This window comes from Bifidobacterium apri (assembly GCF_009299485.1).
GTDB lineage: Bacteria > Actinomycetota > Actinomycetes > Actinomycetales > Bifidobacteriaceae > Bifidobacterium > Bifidobacterium apri.
In genome coordinates this window covers 52402-69669 of the sequence record NZ_WBSO01000001.1, presented here as the reverse complement: position 1 = coordinate 69669, position 17268 = coordinate 52402, and the positions used below count along the sequence as shown (strand labels likewise).

At 61.1% G+C, this 17268-nt stretch carries 13 protein-coding genes and 1 tRNA gene; 8 read left to right on the top strand and 6 right to left on the bottom strand.

Annotation, left to right across the window (positions count from 1 at the left end; all coding sequences use genetic code 11):
- The first annotated feature begins 3 nt into the window (after positions 1 to 3).
- From tig to DSM100238_RS00230, 7 genes are all read left to right on the top strand, one after another.
- A complete protein-coding gene (tig, locus tag DSM100238_RS00260) occupies positions 4 to 1374 on the top strand; it encodes a trigger factor (RefSeq protein ID WP_152354762.1) in 1371 nt (456 codons plus the stop codon).
- A gap of 201 nt (positions 1375 to 1575) precedes the next feature.
- Entirely contained in the window at positions 1576 to 2202 is a 627-nt protein-coding gene (locus DSM100238_RS00255) for an ATP-dependent Clp protease proteolytic subunit (RefSeq protein ID WP_029576452.1), read from the top strand.
- A gap of 3 nt (positions 2203 to 2205) precedes the next feature.
- Complete coding sequence (locus DSM100238_RS00250; RefSeq protein ID WP_152354761.1) at positions 2206 to 2877, top strand: ATP-dependent Clp protease proteolytic subunit; 672 nt, start codon at positions 2206 to 2208, stop codon at positions 2875 to 2877.
- 107 nt (positions 2878 to 2984) lie between these two features.
- Positions 2985 to 4517, top strand: a complete 1533-nt coding sequence (gene clpX, locus DSM100238_RS00245; protein ID WP_152354760.1) for an ATP-dependent Clp protease ATP-binding subunit ClpX — start codon at positions 2985 to 2987, stop codon at positions 4515 to 4517.
- Between the two features lie 119 nt (positions 4518 to 4636).
- Positions 4637 to 4710 (top strand) — tRNA-Arg (locus DSM100238_RS00240).
- A gap of 2139 nt (positions 4711 to 6849) precedes the next feature.
- Positions 6850 to 8271 carry a Na+/H+ antiporter NhaA gene (locus DSM100238_RS00235; RefSeq protein ID WP_152354759.1) on the top strand — a complete coding sequence of 474 codons (1422 nt, stop codon included), beginning with the start codon at positions 6850 to 6852 and terminating at the stop codon, positions 8269 to 8271.
- A 107-nt stretch (positions 8272 to 8378) separates the two neighbouring features.
- On the top strand, positions 8379 to 9098 hold the full coding sequence (locus tag DSM100238_RS00230; protein ID WP_152354945.1) for an LOG family protein: 720 nt from the start codon (positions 8379 to 8381) through the stop codon (positions 9096 to 9098).
- Positions 9099 to 9426: 328 nt separating this feature from the next.
- Here DSM100238_RS00230 and DSM100238_RS00225 read toward each other — a convergent pair whose 3' ends face one another.
- From DSM100238_RS00225 to DSM100238_RS00215, 3 genes are all read right to left on the bottom strand, one after another.
- Positions 9427 to 10101 carry an O-methyltransferase gene (locus DSM100238_RS00225; protein WP_152354758.1) on the bottom strand — a complete coding sequence of 225 codons (675 nt, stop codon included), beginning with the start codon at positions 10099 to 10101 and terminating at the stop codon, positions 9427 to 9429.
- 104 nt (positions 10102 to 10205) lie between these two features.
- A complete protein-coding gene (locus tag DSM100238_RS00220) occupies positions 10206 to 11156 on the bottom strand; it encodes a succinate dehydrogenase/fumarate reductase iron-sulfur subunit (protein WP_152354757.1) in 951 nt (316 codons plus the stop codon).
- A gap of 53 nt (positions 11157 to 11209) precedes the next feature.
- Positions 11210 to 13099, bottom strand: a complete 1890-nt coding sequence (locus DSM100238_RS00215) for an FAD-binding protein (RefSeq protein WP_152354756.1) — start codon at positions 13097 to 13099, stop codon at positions 11210 to 11212.
- Between the two features lie 88 nt (positions 13100 to 13187).
- On the opposite strand from DSM100238_RS00215, the gene DSM100238_RS00210 reads away from it, so the two are divergent.
- Positions 13188 to 13529, top strand: a complete 342-nt coding sequence (locus DSM100238_RS00210; RefSeq protein WP_167510945.1) for an MGMT family protein — start codon at positions 13188 to 13190, stop codon at positions 13527 to 13529.
- Here the strand turns inward: DSM100238_RS00210 and DSM100238_RS00205 are convergent.
- The 3 genes from DSM100238_RS00205 to DSM100238_RS00195 all read right to left on the bottom strand — a co-directional run bounded on the left by DSM100238_RS00205 (position 13504) and on the right by DSM100238_RS00195 (position 17253).
- On the bottom strand, positions 13504 to 15060 hold the full coding sequence (locus DSM100238_RS00205) for a DNA-processing protein DprA (RefSeq protein WP_152354755.1): 1557 nt from the start codon (positions 15058 to 15060) through the stop codon (positions 13504 to 13506). The two genes, DSM100238_RS00210 and DSM100238_RS00205, sit on opposite strands and share 26 nt — an antisense overlap.
- A 196-nt stretch (positions 15061 to 15256) precedes the next feature.
- Positions 15257 to 16789 (bottom strand): YifB family Mg chelatase-like AAA ATPase, encoded by a 1533-nt coding sequence (locus DSM100238_RS00200; protein ID WP_152354754.1) that lies wholly within the window; start codon positions 16787 to 16789, stop codon positions 15257 to 15259.
- On the bottom strand, positions 16789 to 17253 hold the full coding sequence (locus DSM100238_RS00195) for a YraN family protein (RefSeq protein ID WP_240812251.1): 465 nt from the start codon (positions 17251 to 17253) through the stop codon (positions 16789 to 16791). The genes DSM100238_RS00200 and DSM100238_RS00195 overlap by 1 nt, the downstream gene beginning before the upstream one ends.
- Positions 17254 to 17268 lie beyond the last annotated feature (15 nt).

Sequence of the window (17268 nt, the reverse complement as noted above, 5' to 3'; positions counted from 1 at the left end):
AGCGTGAAAATCAGCGTTAGGAACCTCGAGCCCACCAAGGTGAAGCTCACTGTCACCGTCGATCCGGAGGAGTTCGACCCGTATCTCGACGAAGCCCGCAAGGAAATCGGCAAGCAGATCAACGTGCCTGGTTTCCGTAAGGGTCATGTGCCTGGCAAGGTTATCGACAGCCGCGTCGGCTTCGGTGCCGTCGCCGGTGAAGCCGTCAATCAGGGCGTGCCGGAGCTGTACTCCAAGGCCCTCGAAGAGAAGAAGATCCGTCCGATGGCTCAGCCGGAGTTCGACGTGCAGGAAGTTCCGGCTTCCGCGAAGGACGACACCAAGCTCAAGTTCACCGCGACTGTGGAGCGTCGCCCTGACATCGAACTTCCTGAGCTCGACGGCATGACCATCGACGTGCCGGCTGCCGCTGTCACCGATGAGGACATCACCAAGCGTCTTGATTCCCTGCGTCAGCGTTTCGCTACGCTGGTCGGCGTTGATCGTCCGGCTGCCAAGGGTGATTACGCGAATATCGATCTCGATGCCCAGATCGACGGCGAGTCCGTGGATTCCCAGGAAGGCGTGAGCTACGAGCTCGGTTCCGGCACCATGCTGGACGGCCTCGATGAAGCGCTTGAAGGGCTGTCCGCCGGCGAGGAGACCACGTTCGAAGGCACGCTGGAAGCCGGAGACCACGAGGGTGAGAAGGCTCAGATCAAGGTGAAGGTCAACTCCGTCAAGGCGGAGGAACTGCCTGAACTCGACGATGATTTCGCCCAGGAAGCTTCCGAATACGACACGCTCGAGGAGCTCAAGGCTGACGTGCGCAAGGCTGCCGAGCAGGACGCCAAGGGCCGTCAGGCGACTGAAGCCCGTGACGCGTTCCTCGCCAAGCTGCAAGAAGGTCTCGACATCCCCGTGCCGAAGGGTGTGAAGGCTGAACTGCTCGAGCAGCAGCTCAAGAACAACGGCGTGGATGCCGACAAGGCCACCAAGGAGCAGAAGGACGAGGCTGAGCAGGAGGTTGAGAAGGAGCTGCGCGATCAGATCGTGCTCGACACCCTCGCCGAGAAGCTCGACGTCAAGGTCTCCCAGATGGACGTCACCAACTTCCTCGCTTCCATCGCCCAGCAGTACGGCATGGATCCGAGCGCGTTCATCAACGCGATCGTGCGCAATGGCCAGCTCGGCTCCGCGGTCCAGGAAGTCGGCCGTTCCAAGGGCATGCTCGCCGGTATGCGCGCGGTGTCCTTCACGTCCGAAGGCGAGCCGCTCGACCTGAGCGAGTTCCTCGGAGACACTCCGGAGAACGAAGAAGAAGAAAGCGTCGAGGCGGCTTCCGCTGCTGCCGCGGTGGCGGACGAACTCGCCAACGACAAGGACGCTGAGTGACATTCCGCCCATGCGCATGAGGCGACGCCCGAAGCGGTGCCCGTGCATGGTTGAATTGCCGTGATTGATGCGGCGGTTCGGACTGATCCGGACCGCCGCATCTGCATACCCGGCACCCTCATGCGCTGACCGCGCAATCCTTGGCCAGCGTCGATTCGAAGCGGTAGGCTGAGGACATACGATTTACCGAAGGAGACAAGGTTGAGCAATTCCAGTGCAATCCTGCCCGTCATGGCCGAAGATGACGCGCCCGCAGGACCAACCGACCCGATTTTCAACCGGTTGCTCAAAGAGCGCATCATCTGGTTGGGTTCGGAAGTGAAGGATGACAACGCGAATATCATCTGCGCCCAGATGCTGATGCTCGCGGCTGAGGATCCGAAGAAGGACATTTGGCTGTATATCAATTCACCGGGCGGTTCCATCACCGCCGGCATGGCGATTTATGACACCATGCAGCTCATCGAGCCGGATGTCGCCACCGTGGCTGTTGGTATGGCGGCTTCCATGGGCCAGTTCCTGCTGAGCTCCGGCACGCCGGGCAAGCGGTTCATCACCTCCCATGCCCGTGTGCTTATGCATCAGCCGTCCGGCGGTATCGGCGGTACGACAACCGACGTGCGCATCAACGCCGAGCTCATCATGGACATGAAAAAGACGCTGTCCGAACTGACCGCGAAGCAGACCGGCCACACGGTTGAGGAAATCTACCGGGACAACGAATACGATCATTGGTTCACCGCGCAAGAGGCGTTGGACTACGGGTTCGTGGACAAGATCGTGACCACGCCGGGCACGATGAATTCCGACGCGGTGAAGGGGGAGTGACATATGGCAAGTGAAGAGGCACGATTCGTGCAGCGCGCGCAACGTCTTGCAGGCCCGCAAGGCATGGGTGCGTATCAGCCACAGAACCGGTATGTATTGCCGCAGTTCGGTGAACGCACCCCGTATGGTATGAAGACGCAGGATCCGTACACCAAGCTGTTCGAGGACCGCATCATCTTCATGGGCGTGCAGGTCGATGACACGTCGGCGGATGACATTATGGCCCAGTTGCTGGTGCTGGAAAGCCAGGATCCGAATCGTGATGTGATGATGTACATCAATTCGCCTGGCGGTTCCATGACCGCGATGACCGCAATCTACGACACCATGCAGTACATCAAGCCTGATGTACAGACCGTGTGCCTCGGGCAGGCGGCGTCGGCGGCGGCGATTCTGCTTGCCGCAGGCACCAAGGGCAAGCGCATGATCCTTCCCAATGCCCGCGTGCTAATCCATCAGCCGTCCATCGACCAGGGCTTCGGCAAGGCCACGGAAATCGAGATCCAGGCCAAGGAGATGCTCCGTATGCGTGAATGGCTTGAGAACACGCTCGCCAAGCATACCGGTCAGGATGTCGAGAAGATCCGCAAGGACATCGAAGTCGACACCTTCCTGACGGCGGAAGAAGCCAAAGACTACGGCATGGTCGACGCCGTACTTTCCCCGCGCAAGTAGCGGGACAGGCGAACACCCCCGGCGGCAACGCGTCGGGGGTGTTCTCGTATACTGAGGTACGCGGCGCCGCAATGCCGCGTTGTGTCAGCCGCAACGAAGGAGGCTTCATGAGCCGGGTCATCAGCTATCAGGATGATATACGACAGTGCACGTTCTGCGGGAAAACCGAACGACAGGTTCGTAAGCTGGTCGCCGGACCGGGGGTCGCCATCTGTGACGAATGCATCGCGCTTTGCGTCGAGATGATTGGCGACGAGGAGCGTCGTGACGCTGAACGCAACGCACTCGACGTGCCCAAGCCTGCGCAGATCATGCAGTATCTTGATTCGCATGTCATCGGCCAGACGGAGGCGAAACGCACGCTGGCGGTCGCGGTATACAACCATTACAAGCGTGTCAATATGGAGCTTCAGGAGGCGGCTGCGGGGACGGAACGCCGGCAATTGGAACTCCTGCGCAACGCCGGTGAAGCCCGTGGCGCGTCTGATCGCTTCGCGGATGTTCGTGTGGCGAAATCCAACATCCTGATGCTCGGCCCTACGGGTGTGGGCAAAACATATCTTGCCCAGACGCTCGCCGAAGTGATGCATGTGCCGTTCGTCATCGCTGACGCCACAACGCTGACTGAAGCGGGGTATGTCGGCGACGATGTGGAAACCGTGTTGCAGCGGCTCATCCAGGAGGCGGATGGTGATCTTGAACGAGCGCGGCATGGCATCATCTATATCGACGAGATCGACAAGATCGCGCGTAAAAGCGGGGAGAATACGTCAATCACCCGCGATGTGAGCGGGGAGGGTGTTCAGCAGGCGTTGCTGAAGATCCTTGAAGGCACGGTGGCGACGGTCCCGCTCGAAGGCACGCGCAAACATCGCGAGCAGGAAAGCGTGCAGATCGATACGCGGGATATCCTGTTCATTTGCGGCGGTGCGTTCGTCGGGCTGACGGATATCGTCGCGCAGCGTGTCGGCGCCCATGAAAGCGGTTTCGGTGCGTCGTGGCATGATCATGAGCTTACGCAGGACGAACTGTTGGCCCAGGCGAATGCGGACGATCTGGAGGCGTTTGGCCTGCTGCCGGAGTTCATCGGCAGGCTCCCGGTGGTCACGACCCTGCATGCGTTGGGGCGGAACGATCTCGAGAGGATTCTCACCGAGCCGGCCAATGCGCTGGTCAAGCAATATCAGAAACTGTTCCTGGTTGATGGGGTGGATTTGGAGTTCACGCCCGCTGCGATTGCGGCCATCGCGAAAACAGCCATCACGCAGGGGACCGGTGCCAGGGGATTGCGTTCGATTATTGAACACGCCCTTGAAGGGACGATGTATGAACTGCCGCAGATGCAGGGTGTTGCCCGTGTTGTGGTGGATGCCGACGCGATTGTTGGAACAGGCAAGCCGGTGCTGCTTGCGGCAGGGGAGCGTTTGGAAGATGCGCCGGCGTTCCGGGGTCGATCGGCTGCAGGTGGCGCCTCTACGGGTGGCGCGGGTGACGATGCCGGTGATGGGACTGGCGGAGCACATGTGGCTGATGACGCTGATGGTGTTGATGGTGCCGACGCCGATGCGGCTCCGACGGCGGATATCGCCATCATTCATCCCGAACATGACGGGCGTCGATCTGGATCCCGTCGTGCTTGAGGGAGAGAAAACCCTACTGCCATAAGGCGACACGCCGTAAGTTGGCAATGCGGCGACTCTGTTGTATATTAATGGAGTTGCCGGAAACGAGCTGAGAAATCAGCAAGAAGAAAGCACATGCGCCAGTAGCCCAATGGATTAGAGCAGCTGACTACGGATCAGCAGGTTGCAGGTTCGAATCCTGTCTGGCGCACAGATAAACCCTCGGATTGTTCCGAGGGTTTTTGTTTTTCGTCCCCTCTCATGAAATCACCATGCTCAGTCGGGGTTAAATGACAAAATGTGTGTTTTATTCCGGCGTGTCGAGGTAGCGTCATCGGGTTCTGCCCGCCCAGCCCTTCCTTATGCCGGACATATAGGAACCAAAGTTATTGCTTTAGACTTCTCGTTCAGGCGTTGAAGACGGGCATGTGCAGGTCAGTCCATTCGATTGAGGTGCCGGGTTCCGGGGCGTCTCCGTCGAAGGTTCCTATATGCCGGAACTCCGCCAGCTCGGCACGCCTGCGCCTGGACAGGTCGCGTGCCGAGCCCGTCGTCCTGCACCCCGGGCGTATCCAGCGTTGGCGCCCGAGCCTGTCATGGCCGTTCTTGGCGTATAGGAAAAAACGTGGTGCTTTAGACTTCGTTTTTGGCTATCCGACGTGTCCTTTGCGGATGTGGAATCCAGTCTCGACGGCGGGGTCGTCCCTGTTGTACGACTGGATGCCGTTGCCGTAGTTGCTCGGTTTTGGGTTCGTCCTGCACGGCCGCGCATCCGTTCTTCTTCATCGACGTGCCGCAGACAGGGCACCTGCGTGCTTTTCTTGATTTCGTCCTCATGCGATATATGCAACGGCGACGGGCGGCACGACATCCCCGATAGGCGGGGATTAATAAGCGAATGATTAATCACCCCGCGACACACTTACTCCCGCAAAGGCTCGACCGTATCATTAGCACCACGTTTTTTCCTATACGCCCCGTTTCTTCATTCTCGCCCCGCACAATCCACACCCCGGGGCCCAGTTTGATCGTGTCCTCATCACTCCATGAAGACACAGGAGCCAAGTTCGACACCCCGACACGCTTACGGCCACAACGCCTGCGGGGATTATAAGCAATAACTTTAGTTCCTATATGCCTTATGCCGAATCCTGGGGTTAAATGACAAAATGTGTGTTTTATTCCGGCGTGTCGAGGTAGCGTCATTGGCGCATCCTGCTCGGTGGGTCCTGGCGTCAAGCCCCCATCCGTGTGAATGTCGGTGTCATGTCCCTTCTACTGGTTGCTATTTGGAGGGTGTCTGGGATGATGCTCTTTCGCCTGTCATCTGAAGCCGCTGGATCAGGTTTTCCGGAAAAGTCAAGCGGGGACGCCGATAATGCCCCGGATTCAAAATCACCCCGCGACGCGCCTTGCGTCAGTAGGGATAAGTGGCAAAATAAAACACACATTTTGTCATTTAACCCCTCAGCGTCTATCGACGCTAACAGGTGCCGCAGTGACGACTGAAGTGGCTTGGAGTTCTCGGGTTATAGGCCAGTATGTGTGTCTGCTGGTGGGGTGTGTGGGAGTCTTGATTGTTGCTCTGGTCGTGTGCACGTCCTGTATGCCGTGACATGCGAAGCTGAACGGATATCGACGGAAAACGGCAGTGGAGATCCCTGTTTTGCGGTTCGTGCATGCCCAGGCATACGCAAACCGACGCTATGGCTACCGGACAGTGCGGGAAGCCTTCTGTCTGGCGCACGACGTATGTCATGACATGCGCGACCCGGCACATTCGAATCGCCTGTACGCCTTGCGCCGCAACGGGTCCGCGCCGGTTTCGGACACACATTCTGGCCGGGCTCGAAAGTGGCGGCATGAGGATTCGAAACCGCGACACGCCCGGCAGAACAACCCCTACACACGATTTCCGGACACACATTTTGGCCAATAACCCCGGGCGGCGATGCACAACAGTGTGCGCGGCCCGTACTCTCTGCCGACGCTTACGGGTGCCTCAGCGTCATCGGACCATTTTGCCGACGTTGAGGAGTGTCTGAGTGTAGGTAGGAGCTTTTACCGACGATTTGGGGTCTCTGAGTGTCGGTAGAAGCAGGTTCCCATCCTTCTGCCCACGCTGGGTGTGCTGTGAGTGTCGGCACAAGCAGGGATAGAGAACGATATCGCTTCCGAGTCGTGCCTCTGAAGACATCAGCGTCAAGTGCGCCAACACGGCATATGTATGGACTGGCGGCATTGTGCGGAGTGTGTCAGCTCCGGGCGGAACAGTTCACAGACCATTTTTTACAATGGGCATATATATGTTTTCCGCATGCCGTATGGCATCATATGCGACGGGAGTGATATGGCACAACACAGGGGAGTATGGACGACCATCAGGCGCATCGCCGCATCGGACCGCATATCCGGGCTGATTATGCTCGGATTCGCCCTGCTCGGCCTGCTGTTGGCGAATCTACCGTGGACGATGCACGGCTTCGAAGCTGTTGCCGAATACACCATCGGTATTCCGGGAACGAACCTGATGCTGCCGATCAGCCATTGGGCGCAAGACGGCCTATTGACGGTCTTCTTCCTCATGGTGGGGCTTGATCTCAAGCAGGAGCTCACCACCGGTTCGCTTGCGAACCCCAAGGCCGCCGCTGTACCGATGCTGTGCGCAGTGGGCGGCATGTTGGTTCCGCCCATCCTGTTTGTCGCAGTGATCAGCCTGTACTCGCAGTTCGCGCCGCCGGCGGTCGGCAGCATGACCATCGCGACCGGTGCGGTCGTACCCTTCGGCACCGCCTCCCACGGTTGGGCGGTTCCGACCGCAACGGATATCGCCTTCTCCCTGACGGTCCTCGCCTTGTTCGCCAAGGCGTTGCCCGGCTCCATCAGGGCGTTTCTCATGACCCTCGCCACGGTCGATGATCTGCTTGCGATCATCTTGATCGCCGTGTTCTTCTCCTCGCTCAACAGCTGGTACTGGTTTATCGGCATCGCCGTCTGCGCCGCCGTATGGTACGTGCTGGTCCGCCGCAAGCGCGTGCCTTGGCTTGCTGTAGGGGCGGTCGGCATTCTCGCATGGGTCATGATGTTCGAAGCCGGCATTCACCCCACGCTGGCTGGCGTGCTGGTAGGGTTGCTGACCCCGTCGCGCGAGAAGTACGGTGAATCGACGCCACGGGCCGAACGCTACCATGACAAGCTGCAACCGTTCTCCGCGTTGCTTGCATTGCCAATATTCGCGCTGTTCGCCACGGGCGTGCACATTGGTTCGTTGTCGCTGCTGTTGTTCGTATCCCCGATTGTCGTCGGCATTGTGGTGGCGCTTGTGGTCGGCAAGCCGCTTGGCATCATGCTCACCGCCTGGCTGTCAACCCGGTTCGGCGGACTGAGCATGCCGAAGGGGCTGCGCGTACGCGACCTGTTCCCGGCAGCCTGCGCGTGCGGAATCGGCTTTACCGTGTCCTTCCTGATCGCCACGCTGGCGTACACCGATACCGAGCTGTCCGCGGAAGCACGGTTCGGGGTGCTGCTGGCCTCGCTGCTCGCAGCGGCGGTGTCTGGCGTTCTGCTCAGTCGGCAATCGAAACAATATGAGCGGCTTGCCTCATCCCGTGATGCGCAGGCTGTGCCGCAAGCATCGGCTGCCGCTGTTGAGAAGCCTGGACTGCTGCCTGACGGCACTGAGATTGTCAGCAGTGAGGTGTTCCCTGAGAATCGGATACGTGAATACCGGCAGAATCGGCAGCACGCGCAGAACACTGAGGAGCAGTCATGACAGATACGCGGCAGGAACCGTCAGCAACGTCACCATTCCCTAAATCCGAACATCAGGCTGAACATCATGTCGTGCATGAGGGCGACCAAACGACCGTTGACGACCAGATGACCTATATGTCAGGTCCGGTCATGCTCCGCGGGCGCATGATTCCCGAGGAAAGCGCGACCGCCAACCTGCTGCGCGACAACCAGCCGACGGACTGGCTGCATATGGATCCTTGGCGAGTGCTTCGCATCCAGGCGGAATTCGTCGACGGATTCGGAGCGCTCGCGGAACTCGGTCCCGCGATCAGCGTGTTCGGATCTGCGCGCACATCCCAGGAGGATCCGGCATACCAAGCCGCGCGTTCAATGGGCAGAAACATAGCAAAGGCTGGATATGCGGTCATCACCGGGGGAGGGCCGGGCATCATGGAAGCCGCGAACCGGGGCGCCAGCGAAATGAATGGCAAATCGGTGGGGCTCGGCATCGAGCTGCCGCACGAACAGGGGCTCAACGAGTGGGTGAATCTCGGCATGAGCTTCCGCTACTTCTTCGTGCGCAAAACCATGTTCATGAAATACTCGTCTGGCGTAATCGTCTGCCCGGGAGGGTTCGGCACGTTGGACGAGATGTTCGAGCTGCTCACCTTGGTGCAGACGCACAAAGTCAAGTCCATTCCGATTGTGCTGTTCGACACGGCGTATTGGCGCGGGTTATTCGATTGGGTGACAAGCACGGTTGAGGCACGGCGGATGATTTCGCCGCTCGACCCGCATCTGGTGCGGTTCACCGATGATCCTGGCGAGGCAGTGCGTATCGCGCTCGGCGACAGTCGGGCGTAGTCAGTCGCGGGTCGCACCCGGTCATAGGCGTGGGGCGTGGCATGCGGGGAGCGCGGTGTTCGCCGGCGGCGCCTCATAATTGGTTCACAACCTGCTTCTGCCGACGCTGAGGAGTCTCTTAGCGTCGGCAGTTGGTTGTGGCTCTGTTTTTGCCGACGTTGAGGAGGCTCTCAGTGTCGGCAGTGGGTTGTGGTTCTGCTTCTGTCGACGTTCACTGTGTCGTCGGTGTCGGCAGAGGGTTGTAATCCTGGTTCTACCGACGCTGAGCAGGCTCTTGGCGTCGGCAAAAGGTTGTGGATGGCGTGCCGTGGGGAATACCCGCTACGATTCAGCGCTTGACGGCCAGCAGCAGGCCCATGCCGTTTGGGGTGAGCGTGCAGTCGAACCGTTCGTCATCCTCCACATCGGCCAGCAATTGCCGCATCGCGTCGGCTTTCCCGGCATCCACCGCTGCTGCCTGGTCGTCTGATGTCTCGCCAGACTGCTCTGCAAACGGCAGCATATCCGTGAACGCGATGATGCCGCCCTTGCTCAACAGGCGAAATGCTTGGTCGTATGTCGCACGATAGTTGTCCGTATCCCCGGTCACGACGATGAAATCATAATCCGCAGCATTGAGCCGTGGCAGGAACACGCGGGCAGGGGCGCTGACCGCGCGCAATGTCGCCTGTGTACTGTCGGAGAGCTCACGCAGCAGACTGCGGATCATGGCGATCCCTTGCGCGGATGAGTCAACCGCGGTCAACAGTCCGTGCCCGTCAAGCCCGTCAAGCAACTGGTACGTTTCCACCACCGCGCCGGTTCCGACCACAATCACGGATGTCGCGCCGACCATGTGTTCGAGTACACGAAGGAGTTCCGCCTGCGCCGCCGATCCTTGGGGAGCGCCCGCTTCGGTCGCACGGGCTCTGGCTTGCGCGAGACCGGTTGATTGCCGTTTCAAGGCATGATCTTCGACATTGGTCCAGATGGCGGTGAGTGATGATTGTGGTGTGTGTTCCATGACATTCGTCCCCATGGGGTGGATGTGCCGTCTGCGGTATGGGGACGCCGCAGACGGATGCTGGATGGCTAGATGGCGCGCCTCGTGGCGGCTGTCGCGGACGCTCAGCGCTCCTTGACTTTGGCGATCAGCTGCCAGATTTCCTCGCCGACATCAATGCCGCGTGGACAGTGGCGCGAACAGGCGCGTACCGACTGGCAGGCTGCGATGCCGTCCGCGGTGTCAATCGCGTCCATACGCGCGTCAGCCGCGGTATCCCGGGAATCGTTGATGAATCGCGACGCGGTGATGAGTGCGGCGGGGCCGATGAACGCTTCGCCGCCGGCGAATACCGGGCAGCTGCCTTCGCACACGCCGCATGCGATGCAGTTGCTGAGCGTCTCATATGCAGCAAGCTGTTCGGGACGTTGCAGATATTCGAAAACGTCGATCTTCCCGTCTTTCGTGGTGGCTAGTACGCCGTCCGCCTGCAAATATGGTTGCAGACGTTTGATCTGATCGAGCATCGGGTCGATGTCGGCAATCAGATCACGTTGCACGGGGAATCCAGGCAATGCCGCCAATTCGACGATAAGCGGGGCGTCGTCCCCAGCGTCGGACGGGTTTGCGCCTGATGCTTCGTCGGCGGTGTCCGTGGCGGTGCCAGCCTCGGCCGTTTTGCGGAAACCATCGGTGTCCACGGTGTTCTGTGCATGCTGCCGGACAGCCCAATCCTTGACTTTCGCCGTGCATAACAGCGTCGGGGTGCCATTGACGGCAACGGCATCCGAACCGCACATGCCATGCCCGCAGGAATAGCGGAACGCCAGGCTTGGATCCTGGGTGCGCTTGATATTAAGCAGGCAATCCAGGATCGTCGTGTCCGGCAGAACCGTGAGCGCATAATCCTGAACCCACTGTTTGCCGCGCGGGCGTCTGCGCGCCGTCCCAGAGCCGAAGGGGGATCCCTGTTTCGCGAACGGGCTGCCGGAGCGGGTGTGCTCGCGTTCGGGGCGCGGAGTGAACCGATGCACCCGGAGCGTCACCTGCACACGGGTCCCGTCATTGCCATTCATTGCCAGCCTCCTGTTGTCCAAACCGAATATAGTGTGCCACGACCAGTGCCCGATTAGTATGCGCGTGCCTGCGGAGGCATGTCGAGGATATGCACCGGTTGCCAAGCGACCTCACCCGTGCCGCCGACCATCGAGTGGGCAAGATACTGCTTGTCGTCACGGTTCGGATAGTCGGTGCGTTTGAGCGACCCGCGGGATTCGTGCCGCGCGTCCGACGCGCGCAGAACCGCTTTAGCGAGTTCCAACAGGTGCCGGACTTCCCAGATGGCGGTGACTTCTTGATTGAATGCGGGCGATTCGCTGTGCGCGTGCAGGGCGCGTGCCCGTTCGGTGAAATCGCTGTCAACCAGGCGCAGTGCTTCGGCGATGCTGTCATGGTTGCACCGGACAGCCAATGCGCGTTCCATCGCGGCTCCGAGATCCGCCAACAGCCGGTATGCGTTGTCGTTTTCCGGGTGGTGTGAAGCCGTATCGTCGGTGTCGGCGGCGGCCGGGTCATTCGGCTTGAGCAGGTCGCTGAGCTCATTCCTACGCGCCTGGGCGGCCGCCTCGACCGTGTCATGGGACTGGTCCGCCGTCGCCGTGGCGGCATCTTGGGCTGCCGTGTCAGGCGAGCCGGCGATACGTGCACCCACGGCAACGCCGGCTCGGTGGCCGAACAGGCATGCGTCCAACAGCGAGTTCCCGCCGAGCCGGTTCGCACCATGGACGCTGACGCAGGAGCATTCACCCGCGGCATACAGACCGGCGATCACATGGCGTTCGTCATCCGCCCACGTGTAGACTTCGCCGTCGACGGTGATCGGGATGCCGCCCATCGTGTAGTGGGCGGTCGGCTTGACCGGCACATAATCCTTGGTCGGGTCAATGCCGGCATAATCCTCGATGGTTTCCACGACTTGGGGGAGCACCGCATGCATATGATCGGGCTCAATGCCGGTCATGTCGAGCCAGATACAATCGCGTGGGCCTTGCGGATCCTTCGGGTCGGCGACACCCCGGCCGGCGTCGATTTCCGCCATGATTGAACGGCTCACCACGTCACGCGCCGCAAGGTCGGCATGACCGGGCGCATAGCGCTGCATGAACGCTTCGCCGTCGCTGTTGCGCAGGACGCCGCCCTCGGCTCGTGCCGCCTCGGAAATGAGGATGCCGGTGTGGGCAAGCCCGGTGGGGTGGAATTGAACGAATTCGCTGTCTTCAAGCTGCAACCCGGCTTCGAGGGTGAGCGCCATGCCGTCGCCGGTCAGATCCCACGAGTTCGACGTGGTATGGAACAGGCGTCCTGCGCCGCCTGTGGCAAGCAGCACATTGCGCGCATGCAGGGCATGCACCTTGCCGGTGTGCGTGTCATAGGCGACGACACCTGCCACCTGCTCATGCGATTCGTCGAGTACAAGGTCGGTGACATACCATTCCTCCGCGAACTCAACACCTTGGGCAACGCACTGCTGCCACAACGTATGCAGAATCTGATGGCCGATGCGGTCCGCCGCGTATGCGGCGCGAGGAACCGGCTGTTCGCCGAAACGCGCGGTATGGCCACCGAACTTGCGTTGCGCGATGTGACCGTCGGCGGTGCGTGAGAACGCGACTCCGGAACGTTCGAGATTGATGACGGTGGCGGGCGCCTCCTTGGCGAGCAGCTGCGCCGCATCCTGATCGACGAGCCAGTCGCCGCCTTTGACCGTATCGTAATAATGCCAATGCCAGTCATCTTCGGACACGTTGCCCAGACTTGCGGCGATGCCGCCTTCTGCGGAACCGGTGTGCGAACGCAAGGGCTGAAGTTTGGAAACCACCAGGATCTTCGGCGTATGCCCCGCCTGCGTCATTGCTGCGATGCGTTCCGAACGCAGCAATCCGAGCGCCGCGGACAAACCGGCTGCACCGGCACCGACAATCAGGGCATCGTACATCTGTTCCACATGTTTCGGACTCATACCCTCGATTCTCGCACAAGGCAGGACGAAGCGCCCAGCCGTAGGCGGAACGGGGCGAGTCGGCTGGCATGTGGCGGATAATGGAGGCATGGGCCAATCGTTCAATCATCAGGTGTATGACATCGTCCGGCGGATTCCTGCAGGCTGCGTCGCCACATACGGGCAGGTCGCCGCGCTCGCCGGCAAGCCGCGCAATGCGCGCATGGTCGGCTACGCGTTGCATGCCAATCCTGAGCCCGGAGTGATTCCCTGCCATCGTGTCGTGTTCCGGGACGGTTCGCTCGCTCCCGGATTCGCCTTCGGAGGGCCGGATCGGCAGCGGGCGCTGCTGGAGAGCGAAGGCGTAGTGTTCACCGGCGCTCGCGCGCAAGGCAACGCGGGCGCCGAAGGCTTGCGCGTCGATCTCAGCCGTTGCCAGTGGCGAGCTTGAAGCCCTCCGACCCGCAGACGACGATGCCTTCCAGCTCCATCAACCCGAGTTCGGCGAGCACATCCTGGGATTGTTGCGGTGCCGCCGATGAATCACCCTGAGAGATGGCTGCAAAGAGGTTCTCGGCGGTCATCGGACGACGGCGTGCACGCATGACGTTGATCAGACGCGTCCGTAAGTCCTCGGGAGAGGCTGTGCCGGCCGCTTCGATGCTTGACGATCCGGTTTGACTTGATTCGTCGGTGCTCCCGGCATCCGCGATATGCACGACACCGCTTGTGACAGGCGGGTGGGTGTCATGGCAGATATCGGACACCGTGTCGCACGTGTACAGCAGCATCGCTTTGCCGTCCGCGATCAGCCGGTTGCACCCGCCGTTGCCTGGCATGGTGATGTCCCCGGGAGCGGCATAGATGTCACGGTTCAGTTCCGTCGCCCATGTGGCGGTGTTGAGCGCGCCTGATCGCCGGCGCGCCTGCGCCACGACCACGGTGGACGCGAGGGCGGCGATGATGCGGTTACGCAGTAGAAACCGATGGGGCTGCGGTACGGTTCCCGGGAACGACTCGCTGATCAGCGCGCCTTCATTCGCTACAATCGCATCGAACAGCATCTGGTTGCTGCGCGGGCCGATATGAGTCAGTCCGCCGGCGAAGACGGCGATGGTCGGCCCGGCTGAATCCCCGTACTGCTCTCGTGCCCGAATCGCTCCCCAGTGGGCGGCGGCGTCGGCACCCATCGCTCCGCCCGAGACCACGGTATGTCCATCACCCGCGGCATGGCGTCCAAGGCTGTATGCGACGGTGCGACCGTATTCATTGACGCCGCGGGAACCGACGATGGCCAGCGGCCTGTCGCAGGCTTTCAACGCGGGGGCATGCCCCAGCCCCCACAGGCATAACGGCGCCGCCCAATCCTTGCGGACGGACAAATCATCGATGTGCTCCGGCCACAGCGGACTATCTGGCCCGATCAGCCAGTACCGGCCGTCCGCCGTGGCATGGGACCAGATCGCTTCGGCCAACGCTTGAGGCATCGGGCAACAGTCATCTTGCCCGTCATCATGCTCGTACCGCCAAGGCATCGGCTCAAACTGGACATTACGGTTTGCAACTGCCAAGCGAGTGAACAGGTCGTGCAGACGGGTATGCCACCCGTCCAGCGACTTGCGGAAGGTGGCCACCGCGCGGGAATCCACCCGCAAACCCCAACGGGCGGCACCGATGACGAACCACTCTACCAGTCGGCTCGCCGCGGTCGGCTGCAACCACTGCATGTGCTCCGGCGTCCATGATGCGCTCGAATGCAGCGCCGACAGCACACTCCAGGCGCCGGGCGCGCCTTTGAGCGTGGCGAACATCAGGGCGTCCGCGCTGTCGACGCAATAGGTGAGCGCTGCGCGGGCGAGCGTGTCGTCGCTCGGATGGGCAGGACCATGGCCGGGTTCTCCGACCGAGAGTGATGATGGCGGCATTGTCGTCGGCGTGGACGATTCAGCCGAAGTATTGGAGGAGGGATGCGCTGAAGACATGGAGACCTCTTTTGCAGATGCGATCGGTGGAATGCTTGGCCAGTGCCAGCGTGGTGGGCGGCATCGTCGGGCGGCTGGACGACCCGGATGGCGTGGAAGCGAGATGGGCGAACTTGCGGGATCGCAGCACCGCTTGCCGGAGTGATATCTCGATGGATGGTTCCGGATGCAGGGCGTGAAACGGGGAAACGGCCGGTCACCGCATGCGTGTTCTCAGCGCGATGCCTTGGGCCATATCCTGCCTGTTTGGCGACATTCCGCCGCGCATATCGGCAAGCGTCCATGCCAGCCGCATGGCGCGATCGGCTCCGCGCAAGCTCAGACGCCCGGAATCAAGGGCGCGATTGACCAGTTCGATGGCTTGCCGTGACGTATGCTCCCGCAGCCACACGCCGTCGGCTTGCGCGTTGCACGACCACCCCTGACCACGGAAGCGTTCCGCCGCACAATCGCGGGCGGCGCTGACCTCGGCGCGCATCGTCGCGCTGTCTTTGTCGCTCACGCCCTCGCCGCCGAGGACGATTTCGTTGATGGGCGGGACTTCCACCTGGATGTCAATGCGATCGAGAATCGGGCCGGAAAGTCTTGAAAAATACCGTATCCGGTCGCGCTCTCTGCATGTGCACCGCTCGCCGTTGCCATAGGCGTACCCGCAGGGGCACGGATTGGCGGCCATCACCAGCTGGAATCTGGCGGGATACCATGCGGTGCCTTTGGCGCGGGATAGGGCGATGCATCCGGATTCCAACGGTTCACGCAAGGTTTGCAACGCCCGCGTGGAGAATTCCGGGGCTTCATCCATGAACAGAACGCCCCGATGCGCCTTGGTGATCGCCCCGGGGACGGCGACGCCCGATCCACCGCCGACCAAGGAAGCCGAAGAGGCGGTATGATGAGGCGCTTCATACGGCGGGACATCAGTGATGCCGTATCGTGGCAGTGTGCCGCACAGGGAGCGTACTGACGCGACTTCAAGCTGCTCGTCTTCATTCAGCGGCCGCATGATTCCGGGCAGCCGGGAGGCGAGCATGGTTTTGCCCGCACCCGGAGGGCCGACCAGCAGCGCGTGATGCCCGCCGGCTGCGGCGACCTGCAACGCCCATTTCGTGTGGTCCTGCCCGATGACCTCGCTCATGTCGCCGATTGCCGGCGCCTCGATGTGCCCGGCTTCGGGCAGATCGTCATTGTGCGACGGTGACAGCGTGTATGTCGCTTTGCCTCCCAGCAATTCGATGAGTTCGCCGATATGCCTCACGCCGGTCACGGCGATATCCGGGACGAGTTCGGCTTCTTCGATATTCGCAGCCGGCACGATGACTCGCGACATACCTTGCGATGCGGCGTGCACGACAGCGGGTAACACGCCGGGAACCGGCAGCACACTGCCGTCGAGATTGAGTTCTCCGAGCACTACGGTTCGAGCCAGCGCTTCACCGCTGATTTTTCCTGCCGCGCCGAGTACGCTCACCGCTATCGCCAGATCGTGAGCGGAACCGCGTTTCGGCATCGAAGCGGGGGAGAGGTTCACGGTCACCCGGGTTTGCGGCCATTGAAATCCTGCTGCCTGGCATGCTGACCGGACACGCTCCCGTGCTTCGCTCAGCGAGGTGTCCGGAAGCCCGATAATCGAGAAATACGGCAATCCCGGCGATACGAACGCCTGCATATGCACGGTGAATGCGCGCAAGCCAAGGAACCCGATGGAGGAAGCGCTGCCGATTCTTGCCATCAGAACGCCCCCGGAAGATGCCGCAAGTCCACGTCTGAACCGCACACCCGGATGCTGACCACGTCGAAACGGATGCCGCGGTAATACGGTGTGTTGCCTTGCTGCTCACTGAGCCACAGCCGCCCTGCCTTGCGAAGCGCCGCCTGTTTGGCTGCATGCACGGCTTCCTCGGGGGTGCCGAAGCGTGTCGTGCGTCTGGTTTTCACCTCAACGAACACCAGGATGCGGTCGTCAGTGAGCATGATCAGGTCGATTTCCCCGTACCTGGTCCGCCAGTTGGAAGCGATCAGATGCCAATCCTGTCTGATCAGCGAGTACGCGGCGTACTGTTCTCCGGCAGCGCCCAGTGTTTTCGCTGAAGTACACGGGTCGAGCATCACCGACCGGCAGTGGGCCAGTGTTCGTGAAACCTGCTCATGGGCATGGGGAAAACTGCATGAATGGGTTGTCTGATTGTCGTTCATGGGCTCATTGCATCA